This window comes from Flavobacterium sp. ST-158 (genome assembly GCF_058309975.1).
Genome location: NZ_JBZEEN010000009.1, coordinates 37,769 through 56,568 on the forward strand (window position 1 = coordinate 37,769; position 18,800 = coordinate 56,568).

Genomic DNA, 18,800 nt, shown 5'->3' on the forward strand with positions numbered 1-18,800 from the left:
AACTAAACTGTTTTAACTATTTCATCAAAAGTACCTATTTTATCAATAATTTTTAGTTCTAATAACTGATTTTGAATATTGTTTAACATTTCTTTTGATAATTGCTTTTGAGACCATTCGGTAAGAGAAAGCCATTCCTGAATGTCATTTATTTTTTGATGGTATTTATCGGCTAAAACAACATCAATTTTTGGAATAGTTTTAAACGAAACAGTTTTAGCATTAATAGTGTCTAAAATTTTCTGAATCGTTCCTGGGGCTTTTTCTAGAATTTCTTGGCGAACAGCTATTACAAAACAAGGCCAGGGAGTAGGGCAGTCGGCTATTTTTCTAAAGATACCTTTATCTACTAAAGGTTTTGTCATAAAACGTTCCCACATAAAATAATCGGCAGTACCTTCGGTTAGTGCTTTTACAGCTCCATCTATAGTATTTACGATTTCAAATTGCAGATTATTGCTTTCCCAACCTTGGTTATTTGCATTTACATATGCCATTAATTGAGAACCCGACCCCAATCGGGAAATAGCTACTTTAGTATTTTCAATATCTGCTAAAGTAGTATAATTAGACTGTGCAGCCACATGAATTCCCCAAATTAAAGGTGATTCCACATATACCTGTACAATTTTGCATGGATTTCCAGCAACAATGTCTTTTACAATTCCCTCGGTTAAGATTACGGCAATATCTGTTTCTCCATCACGTAACATCTGACACATTTTTCCAGTTCCTTCTGGAACATCGGTCCATTGTAAATCGATATTTTCGGCTTCAAATTCTTTGTTTTCAATGGCTAAATGCCAAGGTAGATTAAAATGTTCAGGTACTCCAGCTATTTTTATTATTTTCATATTGTTTTGTTTTCTAATTCATACCAAATACATGGTATTCCATTCCAATTGTATTCGTTTTTTTGTTGCATTCCTATTTTTTCAAGAATCTTACGAGAACCATAATTTTCAATATTTGCCGAAGCATATATTGTTTGAATTTTCATAGTATTGAATGCATAATCTAACCATGCTTTAGCAGACTCATAACCATATCCTTTTCCCCAATATTCTTCAATAAAACGATAGCCTATTTCATAAAAATTAACATGACCATTTTCGGGTTCCGTGATGTATTTAATTCCACACCAACCCATAAAATCATTTGTTTCTTTCATAATTACTGCATAACGACCAATTCCATTTTCAAGGTATTGATTTCGGATACTATCAATGTATAGTCTGCTTTCTTCAATTGAAAGCACAGGATTATTGCCTAGAAACTGATGAACATTAGGATTTGAATCTAAATGAAACATTCCTTCATCATCTGAAGAAAGTAGTTCTCTAAGAATTAGTCGTTCAGTTTCTATAGTTAAATTCATTTTTTTATTCTTAAATGTGATATAACAATTCTGAAGCCATCAGGATCCAGATACATTTTGCCATTATTATTCCAATAATTATTTTTAGCAGTAATTGTCGGAATATCGTTCTTTAAAAGTTTGTCAATTAATAGATTGTATTCGTACTTTGTTTTAGGATAAAAAACTAAAAGGTCATCATCATCAAATACATGTTTTGCTTTTTCTTTAGATTTTGTGAATTCTAAATGCCAATCAGAATCTATATTTCCAATGAAAATACCATCGTAGCCATCATGATTTTCAAAATTTCCTAAAAGCGCTAAACCTAAAATATCAACATAAAATATTTTAATGATTTCTAAATTATCAGTATGCCTAGCTATTCTACAAATCATTTATTTTTAATTATTTTTTCTAAAGTATAAGTTATTAATTCATCAATTATTTTATATGGATTTTCGCTAAAAGTTCCATTAGTACGGTTTGCAATTATAGCATTTAATGAAATGGCCTGATGTCCCAAAAGAGCCGAAAGTCCATAAATAGCAGCGGTTTCCATTTCAAGATTAGTAATTTTAATCCCGTTGTACTCAAATTGATCCATTTTTTGATTTAGTTTTTTGTCCTGAATATCTAAACGTAATATTCTGCCTTGCGGACCATAAAATCCTCCAGCAGTTGCTGTAAAACCTTTGTGTATTACATTAGAATCAAACACTTTACCTAAAGTGTTACTTGAACTAACCACATAAGGTTTTCCTTTTTGCAAATCCCAATCGGTTTGTTCTAAGAAAGCTTTTTCTATTTCTTTATTCGAAACGGAATCAATACAGTAGGAGCGAAGCATATTATCTAAACCAATTGCAAACTGACTCATGACAAAACTATCCACAGAAATGGAACTTTGCAATGAACCAGAAGTGCCAATACGGACAATATTTAGTGATGTTAGTTCTTCTTTAATTTTTCGAGTTTTAAAATCAATATTGACTAAAGCATCCAGTTCGTTTAGCACTATATCAATATTATCAGGACCAATTCCTGTAGAAATAACACTGATTCTTTTGCCTTTGTAAATTCCAGTTTGGGTTTTAAACTCTCTTTTTTGAGTAGTAAATTCAATAGAGTCAAAAAAAGCGGTTACTTTTTCAACCCGATCCTGATCGCCAACAAAAATAATATCATGGGCAATATTTTCGGGTTTTAGATTTAGATGATAAATACTGCCATCTGGATTCAGAATCAATTCGGATGCTGCTATCATTTTTGTAAATTACTGTGGTTTTGGCTTACTAAGTTTTTTTCTAATATCTGAAATCAAATATTTAAAATCTTTTATCCTCCAACACGCTTGGTTTTAAATCCTTTTTCTTGTAAAATTTTCATGATTTTATCACGATAATCGCCCTGAATGATAATAGCACCCTCTTTAAAAGTTCCGCCAACACTAAGTTTGGTTTTGATTTCTTTGGCAAGAATTTTAAAATCCTCGTCATCGCCTTCATAACCTTCTATGATGGTGGTTGCTTTTCCTTTTCGTTTTTCAAACTTACAAATCATTGGTTCTTTTTGAACGAATAATTCGTGTGGTGTATTGTCCACTTCATCAGGTTCATTAATAGGAACATGATCAGGGAATAGGTTTTTTAATTGGTCTTGTAAATCCATTTTTTTTTATTTTTTTTGGAACGCAGATTTAAGAAATTTTAAAGATTAATTAAATTGTTTTCTTTATTTTTTATTGTGTTTTTTAAATTCATTCGTAAATATTTTTCGAATAAATTGAGGGTATTTTCCGAAATTTAATAATAGACCTACTTCGCAATCTGTAGCTTTTAAGTAATTTAAAAGTTGGCATTCATGTGAATCAATCATATGTTCAACACATTTAAGTTCTATAATTACAGATTGATTTACAATGATGTCAGGTATATATTCTCCAACAATTTCCGTTTTATAAAAAACATTTAATTTTTTTTGGTTTTCAATTTCAAATCCTCTTGCTTTCAATTCTAAGATCATTGCATTATGATATACTTTCTCTAAAAAACCATATCCAAGTTCATTATAAACATCATAATAAATTCCAATTATAGATTTTGTCAACTCTTGATGCGGAAATACCTTCATACAAATTATTTTAGAAGTTTTTTCAGGAATACAGAATTAAAAATGACATTAATTTCTCTAATTTATTAAATCTGTGTTCTAAAACTATTTCTTAATTAATCCTAAATCAACTAATCTTTCATACAGAAAATCTCCTGCAGTAATATCGTCAAATTGTTTTGGGTTTTGAGCGTCAATACAATTTTCTAAACAATCCAGAGGCATATCACTAACAGGATGCATAAAAAACGGTACAGAATAGCGAGAAGTTCCCCATAACTCTCTTGGAGGATTTACCACCTGATGGATGGTTGATTTTAAACGGTTATTAGTATGTCTAGACAGCATATCACCTACATTGATTACTAGCTCATCTGGTTCAGCAATAGCGTCAATCCATTGACCATCGTGATTTTGAACCTGTAAACCTTTGCCCTGAGCCCCCATTAAAAGGGTAATTAAATTGATATCGCCATGCGCTGCAGCACGAATTGCATTTTCAGGTTCCGATGTGATAGGAGGATAGTGAATAGGTCTTAAGATCGAATTTCCTTCTTTGGCGTAGTTGTCAAAATAAAACTCTTCCAAACCCAAATGCAAAGCCAATGCCCTTAGAACATAAATTCCTGTTTTTTCAAGCATTTGGTAAGCTTCTTTTCCTACTGCATTAAAACGAGTTAGTTCGTTTACGAGCACGTTTTCTGGATATTCTGAGGCGTATTTTGAGTCTGGATCAACATATTGCCCAAAATGCCAAAACTCTTTTAAATCACCTTCTTTTCGCCCTTTGGCATGTTCTTTACCAAAAGAGACATAGCCACGTTGTCCACCATTTTCAGGAAATTCATAACTTTTTTTAATTTCCAATGGTAAATTAAAAAATGCCTTGATTTCATTGTACAACTCTTCAACCAATTCTCGGTCTAAAAAATGTCCTTTTAAAGCAACGAAACCAATATTTTCAAATGCATTTCCAATTTCGTCAACAAACTTTTGTTTGCGGTCAGTTTCATTTGAAAGAAAGTCACGTAAATCAACGCTGGGAATATTTTGCATAGAATAATTATTTATTTGTTTGCAGCTGTTCAACTGATATTATCTTCTGTTTACAAATGTATTTAATAATTATTTCAATTAGAATTTAAAAAACTAAAATAGTTGGAAGAAATAGACATAAAAAAACGCTTCAAGAAATTGAAGCGTTTTGGTGGGGAGAGCAGGATTCGAACCTGCGAAGTTTTCACAGCAGATTTACAGTCTGCCCTCGTTGGCCGCTTGAGTATCTCCCCAAAGCCTTTGAGTACAACAATATTCTTGTCGTTAGCGGTGCAAATATAGGAACACTTTTGGTTTATGCAAACAATTATTTCACTATTTTTTTAAATACTTTTTAAGCTATTGAAATAGAATAAAATATGGGATTAAGTTCTAATAATTATAAATTTTTAGCAATAAAAAAACGCCTCAATTTCTTGAAGCGTTTAAGTGGGGAGAGCAGGATTCGAACCTGCGAAGTTTTCACAGCAGATTTACAGTCTGCCCTCGTTGGCCGCTTGAGTATCTCCCCAAAGCCTTTGAGTACAACAATTTTCTTGCTGTTAGCGATGCAAATATAGGAAACACTTTTTGTTTTTCTAAACTAATTTTGAACTAATTTTTGACTATTTTTTAATGTATTGGTTTTGAATAAAATAAAAAAATCTCCACAAGGGAGATTTTTTATTTTTAGACTATAAAAAACTTTACTTAGCTAAAAGTTCTATAATTTTTGCTTTTAATTCAGCACCTCTTAAATCTTTTGCAACTACATTTCCTGAAGCATCTAGGATAAAAGTGGCAGGAATAGCTTCAACCTTATATTGAGCAGCAATTGGATCTTCCCATCCTTTTAAATTAGAAATCTGATTCCAAGTTAATTTATCCTTGGCAATTGCTTCTTTCCATTTGTTAGCATCTTGATCAAGAGACACTCCAATAATATTAAGTCCTTTTGGGTGCAGCTCTTTATAAATGGCTACAACATTTGGGTTTTCTTTTCTACAAGGTCCACACCATGATGCCCAAAAGTCAATTATTGTAACTTTGCCTAAGCTTTCTTTAAGAGAAATTACTTTGCCTTCCGGATTGGGGGCAGAGAATTCAGGTGCTCTTCATTTAGCGGCAGCAGGAGCAGCAGGAGCAGCTGGTGCACCCGGTACAGAACTATTTATTGCTGCAAGTCTTTCTTTAATAGCTTTACCTGGCTTAGTGTTTTTTAACTCATCTTCGAAGCTATTGTAGATTTTCTCAGCTTTTTTAATATCTGCTGATGGATCAGCTAACATGCTTTGAAGAATTAAAGCACTAATAAGCGATTTTGGGTGTGTTTCAGCATAAGAAACATATTTTTCTTTAGATTTATCACCTACTTCCTGTTGAAGTTTTTGATATTCTCCCATCAAATTATTAATAGTAGCTGTATCTTTTGCTTGTTGAGCTTGGTTCATTTTAAGCATATTGTTTTTTTGAAAATCCATTAATTTCTTTTGAACCACTTTCATTTCTTCATTAAATTTCACATACTCATCATTGTTGTATGTACCTGAAATTTTTGTATTTTGAATACTATCTTTATTGATTTCAATATTAATCTCACCTGATTCTAAGATAAATGCAATAGGTTGTTGTGTTTCTTCTAATTGAAGAACATGGAAAGAAGGCTCAGTAACTTTACCTTTAATTTCAAATTTTCCGTTTTCAACTTTTACGGTATCAATATTGATCAATCCACCCATACCGCTTGGATCTTGTGTTTTAAGGATAATTGTTTTTCCGTTTTCAATTCCTTTTGCAGTACCTGTGATAATGTATTCGTCTTTACCAACTTTACTACAAGAAAATAGTACGGCAGAGGCAGAAAGTAATAAAAATAATTTTTTCATTATTAATTAGTTAAATTAGTTAAGTGTGCAAAAGTATTTAAATTTATAAAACAGCAATAATTTTAATCGCTAAATTTTTGTTATAATTATCAATATTAGTGCATATATAGGAATGATTCTGTACAATAGTTAAAACAATGCTATAATAATAATTTGAAAAGCAAGTTGGAGAATTTGTTTTAATTATAAGACTGGATTATTTTTGTAAAAAATTAAACCATTTATGAGACGATTAAAAGAGATTTTGCTGATAAAAGATGCAACAATCCATAAACGACAGTATGATAAAGAATGGTTTTTTAAGTTTGATGACGTAGCTTTTTATTTGAAAGAGGATCTTTCAGAAGTAGAATTTATTTATTTACCTATTATGATTGATGGGGAAGAAGAAGTGGTAAAATGTTGCTCATTTAAAGATATACTCCAGGGCAGAAAAGAGTTGAAATAAACAAAGAGAGAAGTTTTATTTCTCTCTTTGTTATTATCGGTTACTCAATTTTGCTTTTTCTTTGATAATATCACTTATTTTTCGGTTTTCAATTTTACTTTCTAGCCAAGAAATAATATCGAGATAAAGGAAAGCTCTTTTTTCATAAGTATTTTGTTCTAATTCTATAAAACGTTCTTTCATTTTTACAAACTCTTTTTTGATGTCGCTTGGATAGATCGAATTCAGGTTTTTCAAGAATCGGATAATTTCTTTTTGAACTTCATGCAAATCATTCATTTTAATCAAAAACTTATAAGTATTTTTTAATTGACTTTCTAAGTAATAATCTTTTCCTAATTCATAATGAGCAATCAGACATAAGATGCGTGCAAAACACATTAAATCTTCGCGCATACTTAAATTTTTGTTGTTGATTATTTTTTCTAAATAGAAAATCGATTCATTGTATTTTTCAACTCCAAAATAAATACTGGCAATTTTGTAGAAAAACAACATTTCATGATGCTCATCTAAATGTTCGTTGTGAATTTTTAATTTGTTTAAAACCTCAGGAATTAAATATTCGCTTTCCGCAAAAGATCCTTCCATAATATGGTAGTTCAATTTGTTGTTATAAACGTATAAAAATGCTAAGGAAGCAATATTATCATTAATAGGAAAACGCGGGTCTTTGATGGTTTCTTCCAGTAATGTAAGATACTTTTTAAACTTGGTTTGGTACTTTAACATGTATAGAGATTCTAATAAATAGTTATTTCCTTTTAAGAAAAAAACTGGATTTAAGAAAATCATGTTTGAGTTGTCGTAAAAAAGAGTTACCCATTTGGATGCGAACTTATAACTGGCCAAGAAATCCTGAACTAGGAAACTACGCCAAAGATTGGCATTGTAAAACCAGTATTTTTCGCGAAAACCAAATTTACTTTCATCAAATTTAGAAATATGTTTGTTGAAATAATCGTCAATATAAGTGTATTCCTCGTCGCTTTTTACATAACCAGTTTTTAGCATAATGCCGTACAATTGCAACGATAAATTAGATAATTTACTCGAAATTGTATTTTGATAATTCAATTCTTTGGCTTGAATCACTAATTCGTCAGCTCTACCTTGAATACTTCGGGTGATGTATTGGGATTCAATTAGTTTTTCGAACTCAACAATCTCATAAGCCATTAATTTTTCGTCATTTTCAATCGCTTGCGTTTTGGTTTTATCCAGAATTTTTAAACTTTGTTTGTATAAACCTTTGTTGTACAGTATTGTAGCAAAATCAATTTGCTCTCTTAATTGATAACGAATATTTTGACTGGGAATATTTAATCGGATACTTACTAAAATTTGTTTGTATAAATACGATTTTAGATTGGATAATTGTACTTTTTTGATGATGCCGCTTTTTAAAATAAGTTTCTCATCATAATTTTCCGATTTGTCTAAAATATTAAATAATTCAATGAATTTTGTATTCGAACTCGTCTCTAATCGACTCGCAAAAATCTTAAATTGTCGTTTTTCGGATTTAGATAATGACTTTATTAGAACGAATAAAAAATCTTTTTGATGGTTAGCCATTGTAAAATAAATAGGTTTAACTAGTTGATTTTAAAGTGTTTAATCTGTCTTTAATGAACTTATAAACAGTATATTCAAATAAATTGAATTTTCTATTCAAAGTAAAGAATATATTTTTGTTATCAAGATGTGAAATTACATTAAATAAATGAAAATGAATAGAGAGAAAGTCCAAATTTTTGATACCACTTTGCGAGATGGAGAACAAGTTCCAGGATGTAAATTAGATACCAATCAAAAACTTGTTATAGCAGAACGCTTAGACAAGATGGGAGTTGATATTATTGAAGCCGGTTTTCCTGTTTCTAGTCCTGGTGATTTTTTATCTGTTACCGAAATTAGTAAAATTGTTCAAAATGCAACAGTTTGTGGTTTAACTAGAGCTGTAAAAAACGACATTGACGTAGCAGCGGCAGCCCTAAAACACGCTAAAAAACCACGTATACATACAGGTATTGGAACATCTGATTCTCATATTTTACACAAATTAAATACTACTAGAGAAGATATTATTGCTAGAGCAAAAGCAGCTGTTGCTCATGCAAAATCGTATGTAGAAGACGTAGAGTTTTATGCCGAAGATGCTGGAAGAACCGATAATGCTTTCTTAGCACAAGTTTGTGAAGAAGTAATTAAATCAGGAGCTACAGTTTTAAATATTCCAGATACAACAGGATATTGTTTACCTGATGAATACGGAGCAAAAATAAAATACCTTAAAGAAAATGTAAAGGGTATTGAAAATGTAACGATTTCTTGTCACTGTCATAACGACTTAGGTATGGCTACTGCCAATTCTATTTCGGGAGCAATTAATGGTGCCAGACAAATTGAGTGTACAATTAATGGAATAGGAGAAAGAGCAGGAAACACTGCACTTGAAGAAGTCGTGATGATTTTTAAACAACATCCTGACTTGAATTTGTATACTGATATCAATACCAAACAATTGAACGAAATGAGTCGTTTAGTTTCTGAAAGTATGGGTATGATGGTGCAACCTAATAAAGCTATTGTGGGAGCAAATGCTTTTGCACATAGTTCAGGTATTCACCAAGATGGTGTGATTAAAAACAGAGCTACTTATGAAATTATTGATCCTTTAGATGTAGGTGTTAATGAATCTTCAATAGTTCTTACAGCAAGAAGTGGTAGAGCAGCTTTAGCTTATCGTGCAAAAAAGGTAGGTTACGAATTAACAAAAACACAATTAGACGTCGTCTATGTCGAGTTTTTGAAATTTGCAGACGTCAAAAAAGAAGTTTTAGACGATGATATTCATTTAATTATTGCAGCTTCTAAGATTGAAGGTGATTTAATTAAGCGATAGTTTAGAGATTGAGTGTTTTAAATGATTAAATTTGCAGCTTTTAATTAAAAAAAAAATCTCATGAACTTAAAAATAGCTGTGTTGTCTGGTGATGGAATTGGTCCTGAAGTAACTTTGCAAGCCAAAAAAGCATTGTATGCTGTAGGTGTTGTTTATGAGCATGATTTTATTTTTGAAGATGCCTTTGTTGGAGCAATTGCAATTGACAAAACAGGTTCGGCACTTCCAGAGCAAACATTAAACCTTTGTCTGAATACAGATGCTGTTTTACTTGGAGCAATTGGCGACCCTAAATATGATGTTGACAGCAATACAAAAGTTCGTCCCGAACAAGGTTTGTTAAAGTTGAGAAAAGAGCTAGGTCTTTTTGCAAATATCAGACCTCTAAAACCTTTTAAAGGACTGTTGGATGTTTCTCCTTTAAAAAGAGAAATCGTTGAAGGAGTAGATTTTGTCATTTACAGAGAGCTAACAGCCGGGATTTATTTTGGAGAAAAAAAGCTTAATGATTCAGGAACTATTGCTTCTGATTTATGTGAATATACCGAAGAAGAAATTTCCAGAATTGCACACTTAGCCTTTAAATCGGCACAAGGAAGAAGAAAAAAACTAACATTAGTTGATATGGCTAATGTACTTGAAACTTCTCGTTTGTGGAGAAAAGTAGTTACAGAAATAAGTACTGATTATCCTGAGGTAAGTTTAGATTTTTTATTCACCGATAATGCTGCTAAACAAATCATATCAAATCCAAAACAATTTGATGTGATTCTTACAAGCAATATGTTTGGTGATATATTATCTGACGAAGCAAGTGTTATAACAGGTTCTATAGGTGTTTTAGCCTCCGCTTCATTAGGAGAAAAAAATGTGTTATTTGAACCAGTTCACGGTTCCTATCCTCATGCAAAAGGAAGAAATATTGCCAATCCGTTTGCGTCTATACTTTCTGCAGCAATGCTGTTGGAATATTTTGGATTAAATGAAGAAGCTAAAAAAGTATATGAAGGGGTAGAGAAGGCAATAGAATATAATGTAGTTACAATAGATTTAAATCCGGATTCTAAATTTGGAACCAATGAAGTTGGAGAATTTGTTTCCAATTTTATTTTAAATAAAGATGACTTAATGTATTTTAATAATGATAATGTACATTTAGGGCAATCAACAATAGTATAATATAATGTTTTGATAAATAATTAAGTTTAATGATAAGAAATACATAATATTTTATTTTTTATTTTTTTAAATATAAAGGTTTTTATACTTTTGTTGCATCAAAAAAAGAAAATGAAAAATTCAATTGTTATAGTTTCTGTCATTAATGTCATTGTTGTATCAACAAGTGCATAAGGGAAGCTATTAATATAATTGAAAATAATATTATATAACTCCCATCAATTGGGAGTTTTTTTTTGGAATTATATTAAATAATAAAAAAAGTAAAGTTAAAAAATGGAGTTAAATAAATACAGCAAAACAATCACTCAAGACGAAACACAACCGGCTTCTCAAGCAATGTTGTACGCACTTGGATTAACAGAAGAAGATCTAAAGAAAGCTCAAGTTGGTATTGTAAGTATGGGTTATGATGGAAATCCATGTAACATGCACTTAAATGATTTAGCTCAGGATATCAAAACAGGTGTTTGGAAAGAAGATCTAGTAGGCTTAATTTTTAACACTATTGGTGTTAGTGATGGTATTTCTAATGGAAATGACGGAATGCGTTTTTCTCTAGTTTCTCGTGATGTGATTGCTGACTCTATCGAAACTGTAATGGGAGCACAATGGTATGACGGTATGATTGCTGTACCAGGTTGTGATAAAAATATGCCGGGAGCTTTGATGGCTATGGGAAGAGTAAATCGTCCTGCTATTATGGTTTACGGAGGATCTATTCATCCAGGAAAATGGAAAGGTGAAGATTTGAATATCGTTTCTGCTTTTGAAGCTTTAGGTAAGAAAATTAAAAATACAATTACGCCGGAAGATTTCAAAGGAGTAATTCAAAATGCTTGTCCTGGTGCAGGTGCTTGTGGCGGAATGTACACCGCTAATACAATGTCATCAGCAATTGAAGCTTTAGGAATGAGTTTGCCTTACAGTTCTTCCAATCCGGCTTTAAGCCCTGAAAAAAAACAAGAATGTATTGATGCTGGAAAAGCTATCAGAATATTATTGGAAAAAGATATTAAGCCTAGAGACATTATGACTCGTAAAGCTTTTGAAAATGCTATTACAATGGTAGCTGTTTTAGGAGGTTCTACCAATGCGGTAATGCACTTAATTGCCATGGCTCATTCGGTGGGGATTGAATTAACTTTGAAAGATTTTCAGGATATCAGTGATAAAACGCCATTATTAGCCGACTTGAAACCAAGTGGGAAATATTTAATGGAAGATTTACACAATGTAGGTGGAGTACCGGCAGTAATGAAATATTTATTAAAAGAAGGTTTCTTACACGGAGATTGTTTAACTGTAACAGGTAAAACTATTGCCGAAAATTTAGCTTCAGTTCCGGATTTAAATGATGGACAGGAAGTAATTTTTGAAATTCATAAAGCATTAAAACCAACTGGCAATATTCAAATTTTATATGGAAATATTGCTTCAGAAGGTTGTGTGGCAAAAATCAGCGGTAAAGAAGGAGAATTTTTTGAAGGTACAGCTGTCGTTTTTGAAGGTGAAAAAGAGGTCATAAGAGGAATTCAAGCCGGGGAAGTGAAACCGGGGAATGTCGTCATTATCCGCTATTGCGGCCCAAAAGGTGGTCCTGGAATGTCTGAAATGCTGAAACCAACTTCTGCTATTATGGGAGCTGGTTTAGGAAGTACAGTAGCTTTAATCACTGACGGACGTTTTTCTGGAGGTTCTCACGGTTTTGTAGTAGGACATGTTACTCCCGAAGCTTACGAAGGAGGAGGAATTGCTTTAATCGAAAATGGAGATGTTATTACAATTGATGCGGTAAAAAACACCATCAATATGCAAATCTCTGATGAAGAACTGGCAAAACGTAAAGCCAATTGGAAACAACCGGAATCACCAATCAAACAAGGAGTTTTACTTAAATATATGCGTTCAGTATCTAGTGCATCTGAAGGATGTGTAACTGACAAATATTAAATAACAATAGCAGTAACAATAGTAAAAAAGAAATAATCCGTTTGTATAAAAGTAGATTTTTGACTTTGGATTACTATTGCTTTTTGAAAAAAAATAAATTATGAAAATAACAGGAGCAGAAGCAGTTATCAGATGCTTATTAGCTGAAGGTGTAGATTTGGTTTATGGTTACCCAGGTGGAGCTATTATGCCGGTTTATGACGAATTATATAAATTTCAAGATGAATTGCACCACGTTTTGGTGCGTCACGAACAAGGAGCTGCTCATGCTGCTCAAGGTTTTGCCAGAGCCACAGGAAAAGTAGGAGTAGCGATTGCAACTTCTGGTCCGGGAGCTACTAACTTAGTTACAGGAATTGCCGATGCGCAAATCGACTCTACTCCAATGGTATGTATTACCGGACAAGTAGGGAAACATTTATTAGGTTCTGATGCTTTTCAGGAAACGGATATCATCGGGATTTCGACTCCAGTAACCAAATGGAATTACCAAATTACAGAAGCAGATGAGATTCCAGAGATTATGGCAAAAGCATTTTACATTGCTCGTTCCGGTCGTCCTGGTCCAGTTTTAGTTGATATTACTAAAAATGCTCAATTTGACACATTAGATTTTAGTTATAAAAAATGTTCAGATATTAGAAGTTACCATCCAAAACCTGTTTTAAAAATGAATAAGGTAGAAGAGGCAGCTGCATTAATCAACAAGGCCAAAAAACCAATGATTGTTTTTGGACAAGGAGTTATTTTAAGTAAGGCTGAGGCTGAATTAAAAGCTTTAATTGAAAAATCAGGAGTTCCAGCTGCTTGGACAATTTTAGGTCTTTCGGCTTTGCCTACAGATCATGAATTGAATGTAGGAATGGTAGGGATGCACGGAAATTACGGTCCTAATATCTTAACAAACGAATGTGATGTATTAATTGCATTAGGAATGCGTTTTGATGATCGTGTAACTGGAAATTTAGCAACTTATGCCAAACAGGCTAAGGTTGTTCATTTTGAAATTGACCCTGCTGAAATTGATAAAAATGTTAAAACAGAAGTTGCTGTATTAGCCGATTTGAAAGAAGCGTTAACGGCTTTGTTACCACTTATTGAAAAGAACTCTCACGAGGAATGGCATAATGAATTCAAGAAGAAATACGAAATTGAATTGGATGCAGTTATCAATGAAGAGTTAGCGCCAACAAATGGTAAAGGAATTTCAATGGGAGAAACTATTGAAATGATCAATAAACATTCTCATGGTGATGCAATTATGGTTTCTGACGTAGGACAACACCAAATGTTTACTTGTCGTTATGCTAAATTCAATCAAACTAAAAGTAATGTTACTTCTGGAGGATTAGGAACTATGGGATTTGCCTTGCCGGCAGCCATAGGTGCTAAAATGGGTAGACCAGATCGTGAAGTAGTAGCTATTATTGGTGATGGTGGTTTTCAAATGAATATTCAAGAATTAGGAACGATTCATCAAACTAAAGTTCCAGTTAAAATTGTAGTGTTAAACAACGAATTTTTAGGAATGGTACGTCAATGGCAAGAATTGTTTTTTGACTATAGATACGCTTCAACTGTAATGACTAATCCAAATTTCTGTGCTATTGCAGAAGGTTATTATATCAAAGCTCGTAAAGTAACTAAAAGAGAAGAATTAGACGAAGCAATAGCTGAAATGTTAGCTTCTAAAGACTCTTATTTCCTTGAAGTTATGGTGGAGAAAGAGAACAACGTATTCCCAATGATTCCAACAGGAGCTTCGGTTTCTGACATCCGATTAAGTTAATATTATGGAAGAAAATAAAACATTCACGATTTCTGTTTATTCAGAAAACAATGTAGGCTTACTAAACAGAATATCCGGGATATTCCTAAAACGCCACATTAATATATTGAGTTTAAATGTATCCGAATCTGAAATTGAAAACGTTTCTAGATTTGTAATCGTAGTAGATACTACTGAAAAATGGGTACAGAATATTGTAGGTCAGATTGAAAAACAAATCGAAGTTATTAAAGCTTTTTATCACGTAGATGAAGAGACTATCTTTCTAGAAAGTGCTTTATTCAAGATTGCTTCTAATTTGTTATTTGACGAAAGACAAATTCAAAACATCATTAAAGAAAGTCATTCGGAAATTGTTACCGTATCGAGAGACTTTTTTGTAATATCAAAAGTAGGAAGACGTTCAGAAATTGAAGAACTGTATTCCAATTTAAAACCATTTGGAATCATGCAGTTTGTTCGTTCTGGAAGAATTTCTGTTTCCAAAGAAAAAATGGAAGTTACAAGTTTATTATTAGAGGAATTAAAATCATAAATTAAATATTAAAAAATGGCAAATTATTTCAATTCATTACCACTTAGATTACAATTAGAACAATTAGGCGTTTGCGAATTCATGGATCAATCAGAATTTGCAAATGGAATCGAAGCTTTAAAAGGTAAAAAAGTAGTTATTGTAGGTTGTGGAGCTCAAGGTTTGAACCAAGGTTTAAACATGAGAGATTCAGGTTTAGATATTTCTTATGCTTTGCGTGCTGAAGCAATTGCTCAAAAAAGAGCTTCATTCATGAACGCTGCTGATAATGGTTTCAATGTGGGAACTTATGAAGAATTAATTCCAACGGCTGATTTAGTATGTAACCTTACACCAGATAAACAACATACTGCTGTAGTTACTGCTATTATGCCATTAATGAAACAAGGAGCTACTTTAGCTTATTCTCATGGTTTTAATATCGTAGAAGAAGGAATGCAAATTCGTAAAGACTTAACTGTTATTATGTGTGCTCCTAAATGTCCAGGGTCTGAAGTACGTGAAGAGTACAAAAGAGGATTTGGTGTACCAACACTTATCGCTGTTCACCCTGAGAACGATCCAAACGGAGTAGGTTTAGACCAAGCTAAAGCGTATGCTGTAGCAACTGGAGGGCACAGAGCAGGAGTTTTACGTTCTTCTTTCGTAGCAGAAGTAAAATCAGACTTAATGGGAGAACAAACTATCCTTTGCGGATTGTTACAAACAGGTTCTATCTTATGTTTTGACAAAATGGTAGCTGAAGGTGTTGATGCTGGATATGCTTCTAAATTAATCCAATACGGATGGGAAACTATCACTGAAGGATTAAAACATGGTGGTATCACTAACATGATGGATCGTTTGTCTAATCCTGCTAAAATTGCTGCTTTCAACGCTGCTGAAGAATTAAAAGACATCATGCGTCCATTGTTCCAAAAACACATGGATGATATTATCTCAGGTCATTTCTCTAAAACAATGATGGAAGACTGGGCTAATGACGATAAAAACTTATTGGCTTGGAGAGCTGCAACAGGAGAAACTAATTTCGAAAAAACACCAGCTGGTGATGTTGAAATCTCTGAGCAAGAATACTATGATAATGGTACCTTAATGGTAGCTATGGTTAAAGCTGGAGTAGAATTAGCTTTTGAAGCTATGACTGATTCAGGAATCATCGAAGAGTCTGCTTACTATGAGTCATTACACGAAACACCACTTATTGCTAACACTATTGCAAGAAAGAAATTGTTCGAAATGAACCGTGTAATCTCTGATACAGCTGAGTACGGATGTTACTTATTTGATCACGCATGTAAACCATTAATCGCTGAGTACGTTAAAAATGCACCATCTAACTTAGTAGGTCGTCCATTCAACAACGGAAACAACGGTGTAGATAATAAAGAATTAATTGAAGTAAATGATATCATCCGTAACCACCCAGTTGAAGAAGTGGGAGCATGGTTGAGAGAATCAATGACTGCAATGAAAAAAATTGTATAATTACAATTATTGTTAATTCCAAAAAGGCGGAGTATTTATTTACTTCGCCTTTTTTTGTGCATAATTTTCAGGAGCAGTACTTTTTCGTTCTTAATTATGAATGTTCCCGCTTTCCGTTACAATCTTTTCTTTTATAAAGAAAAAAGAAAAGGATTTTCACTGTAATCGGGGCTAAGGAAGAAGGAGTTGTTTCCATAATTCACCACCCAATAGTTCATTGCGGGGAGTTGCGAGGCACGAAGCAAAGCAATCTCACCAACTAACTCCACAAAGATGAGATGAAAGCTTTTTCTAAATGTTTTAAAATAGTATTTTGTATGATAAATTTTATATATTTGAGAATAAATAAAGCTACTTAATAGCGACAATCGACCCAATTTTGGGTGTATAAGCGCTATATTGTAGCGAGTATATACAAGTTATGCGAGAGTTAAACGGAAAACGAAAAAAATAATACTATGAAATTTTATAAAAATGTTATTTTAATATTTACTTTATTTTCTCTTATTTCTTGCGGTGAAAAAACTTCTATTTCTTCTATCGTAAATAATTCAAAAAATGAAATTACTCTTAAAGTAAAAATAGATAATGATGCAATTAATAAAATACGAAAAGAATATTTAGAAAAGGGGCTTTCATTTAATAAAGAAAATCCCAAAGATTATGAAATCAAAATTGAACCTTCAGAATCATATCTCTTTGATGCAACTATGCATACTGAACCTGATTTTTATGATATTAAAGAAATAGAAATTTATTCAGGAGATACATTAATTCTAAAATGCAGAAAAGACCAAATCCACAAACTCTTTTCAGACGCAAGTAATCCGGGAAACTTAATAATTAATTAAAATATTACAGAAAAAAATCTACATTAATTGCGTCCAAATTATGCAGAAGATAATAACCCAAAATATACATTTGTTTAAATAGAAACTTAAAAGTAGAAATCTGAAAATTGGAATCTAAAAAACAGAAGCGTGAAAGTTGGAATTTGCCAATAGAAATTTGAAAAATTTGCGGTTAAAGTCGGACTTTCGAAAAAATACCCCTCGCATAATCGAGTAGACGGCTCCGCCAGTAACTGACGGACTGCGCCTCTCACACCACCGAGCGTACGGTTCACGTACTCGGCGGTTCGCAAAATGATGGGTTTAGTTCGATGTAAACCCCCAGCTGGTGCAAGCGTCCCGCTTGTACACACAAAGGAAATTAAAAACTTATTATTGATTTTTTAATTGTTCTTCGTGTATATAAGTTGTAAATAAATAAAAACAAACGTAAATGAAAAACAATAAACATATAGAAAGAGACGGACAGGCAGCAACAAAAATATTTGAAAATAGAAGCTTAAGTGTTGATTACAGAACTCTTAAATCGATTTTGAAGGAAGGAATGTCAGTTTTAGATGTTGGTTGCGGAACTGGTTCTATTTCAAAGGACATTGCCAATATTGTAGGTGATTTGGGAAAAGTTATTGGGATAGATAATACTGAAAAATTTATTGAAAGTGGAAAAACAACTTATAAAAACATAAAAAATTTAAATCTTATACATTCAGACCTTTTTGACTTTGAAACTAATGAGAAATTTGACTTAATTACTTCAGCAAGAACCTTACAATGGTTAAGTAATCCTAAAGAAGCATTACTAAAAATGAAATCGCTTTTAAAACCTAATGGTAGCATTTCAATTCTAGATTACAATCATAACAATTTAGAATGGAATCCTGAACCACCAATGAGTATGAAAGAATTTTATAAAACTTTTTTAAAATGGAGAAACGATGCGGGAATGAACAATGGAATTGCTGATGACTTACAAGGCCTAATGGAAGAAATAGGTATGGTAGATATTGAAAAAATAAATGCTGATGAACATTATGAGAAACATAGAAATGATTTTAATTCTAAAGTTGGAATTTGGTCTAAAGTTGCTGGTTCAAAACAAATGGTTGAGGAAGGATATTTAGATGATAATTTAAGACTAAAAGCTATCGAAGAATATAATGATTGGGTTGAAAATAAAGCTATTTCTATGACGATGAAGCTGAACGAAGTAAGAGGAAAAATGCCAGTTTAAAACACTGTAGCTAAAACATAGATAATAT

18 protein-coding genes, 2 tRNA genes and 1 pseudogene are annotated in these 18,800 nt (G+C 32.3%); 9 read left to right on the top strand and 12 right to left on the bottom strand.

Going from position 1 to position 18,800, the window contains the following annotated elements; genetic code table 11:
• Positions 1-2: 2 nt before the first annotated feature.
• From AC4FRF_RS13695 to AC4FRF_RS13745, 11 genes and pseudogenes are all read right to left on the bottom strand, one after another.
• Entirely contained in the window at positions 3-854 is an 852-nt protein-coding gene (locus AC4FRF_RS13695) for a substrate-binding domain-containing protein (protein ID WP_491160154.1), read from the bottom strand.
• Entirely contained in the window at positions 851-1,378 is a 528-nt protein-coding gene (locus AC4FRF_RS13700; RefSeq protein WP_491160156.1) for a GNAT family N-acetyltransferase, read from the bottom strand. The genes AC4FRF_RS13695 and AC4FRF_RS13700 overlap by 4 nt, the downstream gene beginning before the upstream one ends.
• On the bottom strand, positions 1,375-1,755 hold the full coding sequence (locus tag AC4FRF_RS13705) for a VOC family protein (protein WP_491160158.1): 381 nt from the start codon (positions 1,753-1,755) through the stop codon (positions 1,375-1,377). The genes AC4FRF_RS13700 and AC4FRF_RS13705 overlap by 4 nt, the downstream gene beginning before the upstream one ends.
• Positions 1,752-2,624 carry a nucleoside phosphorylase gene (locus AC4FRF_RS13710; RefSeq protein ID WP_491160160.1) on the bottom strand — a complete coding sequence of 291 codons (873 nt, stop codon included), beginning with the start codon at positions 2,622-2,624 and terminating at the stop codon, positions 1,752-1,754. Before AC4FRF_RS13710 ends, AC4FRF_RS13705 begins: the two co-directional genes overlap by 4 nt.
• Positions 2,625-2,695: 71 nt before the next feature.
• Positions 2,696-3,028 (bottom strand): translation initiation factor, encoded by a 333-nt coding sequence (locus AC4FRF_RS13715; protein ID WP_491160162.1) that lies wholly within the window; start codon positions 3,026-3,028, stop codon positions 2,696-2,698.
• A gap of 63 nt (positions 3,029-3,091) precedes the next feature.
• Positions 3,092-3,490 carry a GxxExxY protein gene (locus tag AC4FRF_RS13720; RefSeq protein WP_491160164.1) on the bottom strand — a complete coding sequence of 133 codons (399 nt, stop codon included), beginning with the start codon at positions 3,488-3,490 and terminating at the stop codon, positions 3,092-3,094.
• 84 nt (positions 3,491-3,574) lie between these two features.
• Entirely contained in the window at positions 3,575-4,525 is a 951-nt protein-coding gene (locus tag AC4FRF_RS13725) for an isopenicillin N synthase family dioxygenase (RefSeq protein WP_491160166.1), read from the bottom strand.
• A 149-nt stretch (positions 4,526-4,674) separates the two neighbouring features.
• A tRNA-Tyr gene (locus AC4FRF_RS13730) sits at positions 4,675-4,758 on the bottom strand.
• A 197-nt stretch (positions 4,759-4,955) separates the two neighbouring features.
• Positions 4,956-5,036 (bottom strand) — tRNA-Tyr (locus tag AC4FRF_RS13735).
• A gap of 175 nt (positions 5,037-5,211) precedes the next feature.
• A pseudogene (locus AC4FRF_RS13740) lies at positions 5,212-5,607 on the bottom strand (peroxiredoxin family protein); the annotation flags it as partial.
• Between the two features lie 12 nt (positions 5,608-5,619).
• A complete protein-coding gene (locus AC4FRF_RS13745) occupies positions 5,620-6,390 on the bottom strand; it encodes a DUF4369 domain-containing protein (protein ID WP_491160168.1) in 771 nt (256 codons plus the stop codon).
• Positions 6,391-6,613: 223 nt separating this feature from the next.
• Here AC4FRF_RS13745 and AC4FRF_RS13750 point away from each other — a divergent pair, with 223 nt between their 5' ends.
• Positions 6,614-6,838 (top strand): hypothetical protein, encoded by a 225-nt coding sequence (locus AC4FRF_RS13750; RefSeq protein WP_491160170.1) that lies wholly within the window; start codon positions 6,614-6,616, stop codon positions 6,836-6,838.
• A gap of 33 nt (positions 6,839-6,871) precedes the next feature.
• Here the strand turns inward: AC4FRF_RS13750 and AC4FRF_RS13755 are convergent, their stop codons facing one another.
• A complete protein-coding gene (locus AC4FRF_RS13755; RefSeq protein ID WP_491160172.1) occupies positions 6,872-8,416 on the bottom strand; it encodes a hypothetical protein in 1,545 nt (514 codons plus the stop codon).
• A gap of 154 nt (positions 8,417-8,570) precedes the next feature.
• Here AC4FRF_RS13755 and AC4FRF_RS13760 point away from each other — a divergent pair, with 154 nt between their 5' ends.
• From AC4FRF_RS13760 to AC4FRF_RS13795, 8 genes are all read left to right on the top strand, one after another.
• A complete protein-coding gene (locus tag AC4FRF_RS13760; protein WP_491160174.1) occupies positions 8,571-9,746 on the top strand; it encodes a 2-isopropylmalate synthase in 1,176 nt (391 codons plus the stop codon).
• Between the two features lie 60 nt (positions 9,747-9,806).
• The gene (gene leuB / locus AC4FRF_RS13765) at positions 9,807-10,925 is read left to right on the top strand and encodes a 3-isopropylmalate dehydrogenase (RefSeq protein ID WP_491160176.1); all 1,119 of its coding nucleotides are present in this window, start codon (positions 9,807-9,809) and stop codon (positions 10,923-10,925) included.
• Positions 10,926-11,201: 276 nt separating this feature from the next.
• Positions 11,202-12,878: a dihydroxy-acid dehydratase gene (gene ilvD / locus AC4FRF_RS13770; RefSeq protein WP_491160178.1), complete on the top strand. Its 1,677-nt coding sequence runs from the start codon at positions 11,202-11,204 to the stop codon at positions 12,876-12,878.
• Between the two features lie 100 nt (positions 12,879-12,978).
• Entirely contained in the window at positions 12,979-14,667 is a 1,689-nt protein-coding gene (gene ilvB / locus AC4FRF_RS13775) for a biosynthetic-type acetolactate synthase large subunit (RefSeq protein ID WP_491160180.1), read from the top strand.
• A gap of 4 nt (positions 14,668-14,671) precedes the next feature.
• A complete protein-coding gene (gene ilvN, locus AC4FRF_RS13780; protein WP_491160182.1) occupies positions 14,672-15,202 on the top strand; it encodes an acetolactate synthase small subunit in 531 nt (176 codons plus the stop codon).
• A 15-nt stretch (positions 15,203-15,217) separates the two neighbouring features.
• Complete coding sequence (gene ilvC, locus AC4FRF_RS13785; RefSeq protein WP_491160183.1) at positions 15,218-16,690, top strand: ketol-acid reductoisomerase; 1,473 nt, start codon at positions 15,218-15,220, stop codon at positions 16,688-16,690.
• Between the two features lie 458 nt (positions 16,691-17,148).
• Positions 17,149-17,541, top strand: coding sequence for a hypothetical protein (locus AC4FRF_RS13790; protein WP_491160185.1), 393 nt, complete (start codon positions 17,149-17,151; stop codon positions 17,539-17,541).
• Between the two features lie 433 nt (positions 17,542-17,974).
• Positions 17,975-18,772 carry a class I SAM-dependent methyltransferase gene (locus AC4FRF_RS13795; RefSeq protein WP_491160187.1) on the top strand — a complete coding sequence of 266 codons (798 nt, stop codon included), beginning with the start codon at positions 17,975-17,977 and terminating at the stop codon, positions 18,770-18,772.
• Positions 18,773-18,800: the final 28 nt, after the last annotated feature.

Coding starts and splice junctions, on each gene's coding strand:
- ilvD (WP_491160178.1), top strand. CDS start 11,202: ATGGAGTTAAATAAATACAGCAAAACAATCACTCAAGACGAAACACAA.
- AC4FRF_RS13705 (WP_491160158.1), bottom strand. CDS start 1,755: ATGATTTGTAGAATAGCTAGGCATACTGATAATTTAGAAATCATTAAA.
- AC4FRF_RS13750 (WP_491160170.1), top strand. CDS start 6,614: ATGAGACGATTAAAAGAGATTTTGCTGATAAAAGATGCAACAATCCAT.
- AC4FRF_RS13755 (WP_491160172.1), bottom strand. CDS start 8,416: ATGGCTAACCATCAAAAAGATTTTTTATTCGTTCTAATAAAGTCATTA.
- AC4FRF_RS13695 (WP_491160154.1), bottom strand. CDS start 854: ATGAAAATAATAAAAATAGCTGGAGTACCTGAACATTTTAATCTACCT.
- ilvC (WP_491160183.1), top strand. CDS start 15,218: ATGGCAAATTATTTCAATTCATTACCACTTAGATTACAATTAGAACAA.
- AC4FRF_RS13700 (WP_491160156.1), bottom strand. CDS start 1,378: ATGAATTTAACTATAGAAACTGAACGACTAATTCTTAGAGAACTACTT.
- AC4FRF_RS13720 (WP_491160164.1), bottom strand. CDS start 3,490: ATGAAGGTATTTCCGCATCAAGAGTTGACAAAATCTATAATTGGAATT.
- AC4FRF_RS13715 (WP_491160162.1), bottom strand. CDS start 3,028: ATGGATTTACAAGACCAATTAAAAAACCTATTCCCTGATCATGTTCCT.
- AC4FRF_RS13760 (WP_491160174.1), top strand. CDS start 8,571: ATGAATAGAGAGAAAGTCCAAATTTTTGATACCACTTTGCGAGATGGA.
- AC4FRF_RS13795 (WP_491160187.1), top strand. CDS start 17,975: ATGAAAAACAATAAACATATAGAAAGAGACGGACAGGCAGCAACAAAA.
- AC4FRF_RS13710 (WP_491160160.1), bottom strand. CDS start 2,624: ATGATAGCAGCATCCGAATTGATTCTGAATCCAGATGGCAGTATTTAT.
- ilvB (WP_491160180.1), top strand. CDS start 12,979: ATGAAAATAACAGGAGCAGAAGCAGTTATCAGATGCTTATTAGCTGAA.
- AC4FRF_RS13725 (WP_491160166.1), bottom strand. CDS start 4,525: ATGCAAAATATTCCCAGCGTTGATTTACGTGACTTTCTTTCAAATGAA.
- AC4FRF_RS13745 (WP_491160168.1), bottom strand. CDS start 6,390: ATGAAAAAATTATTTTTATTACTTTCTGCCTCTGCCGTACTATTTTCT.
- AC4FRF_RS13790 (WP_491160185.1), top strand. CDS start 17,149: ATGAAATTTTATAAAAATGTTATTTTAATATTTACTTTATTTTCTCTT.
- leuB (WP_491160176.1), top strand. CDS start 9,807: ATGAACTTAAAAATAGCTGTGTTGTCTGGTGATGGAATTGGTCCTGAA.
- ilvN (WP_491160182.1), top strand. CDS start 14,672: ATGGAAGAAAATAAAACATTCACGATTTCTGTTTATTCAGAAAACAAT.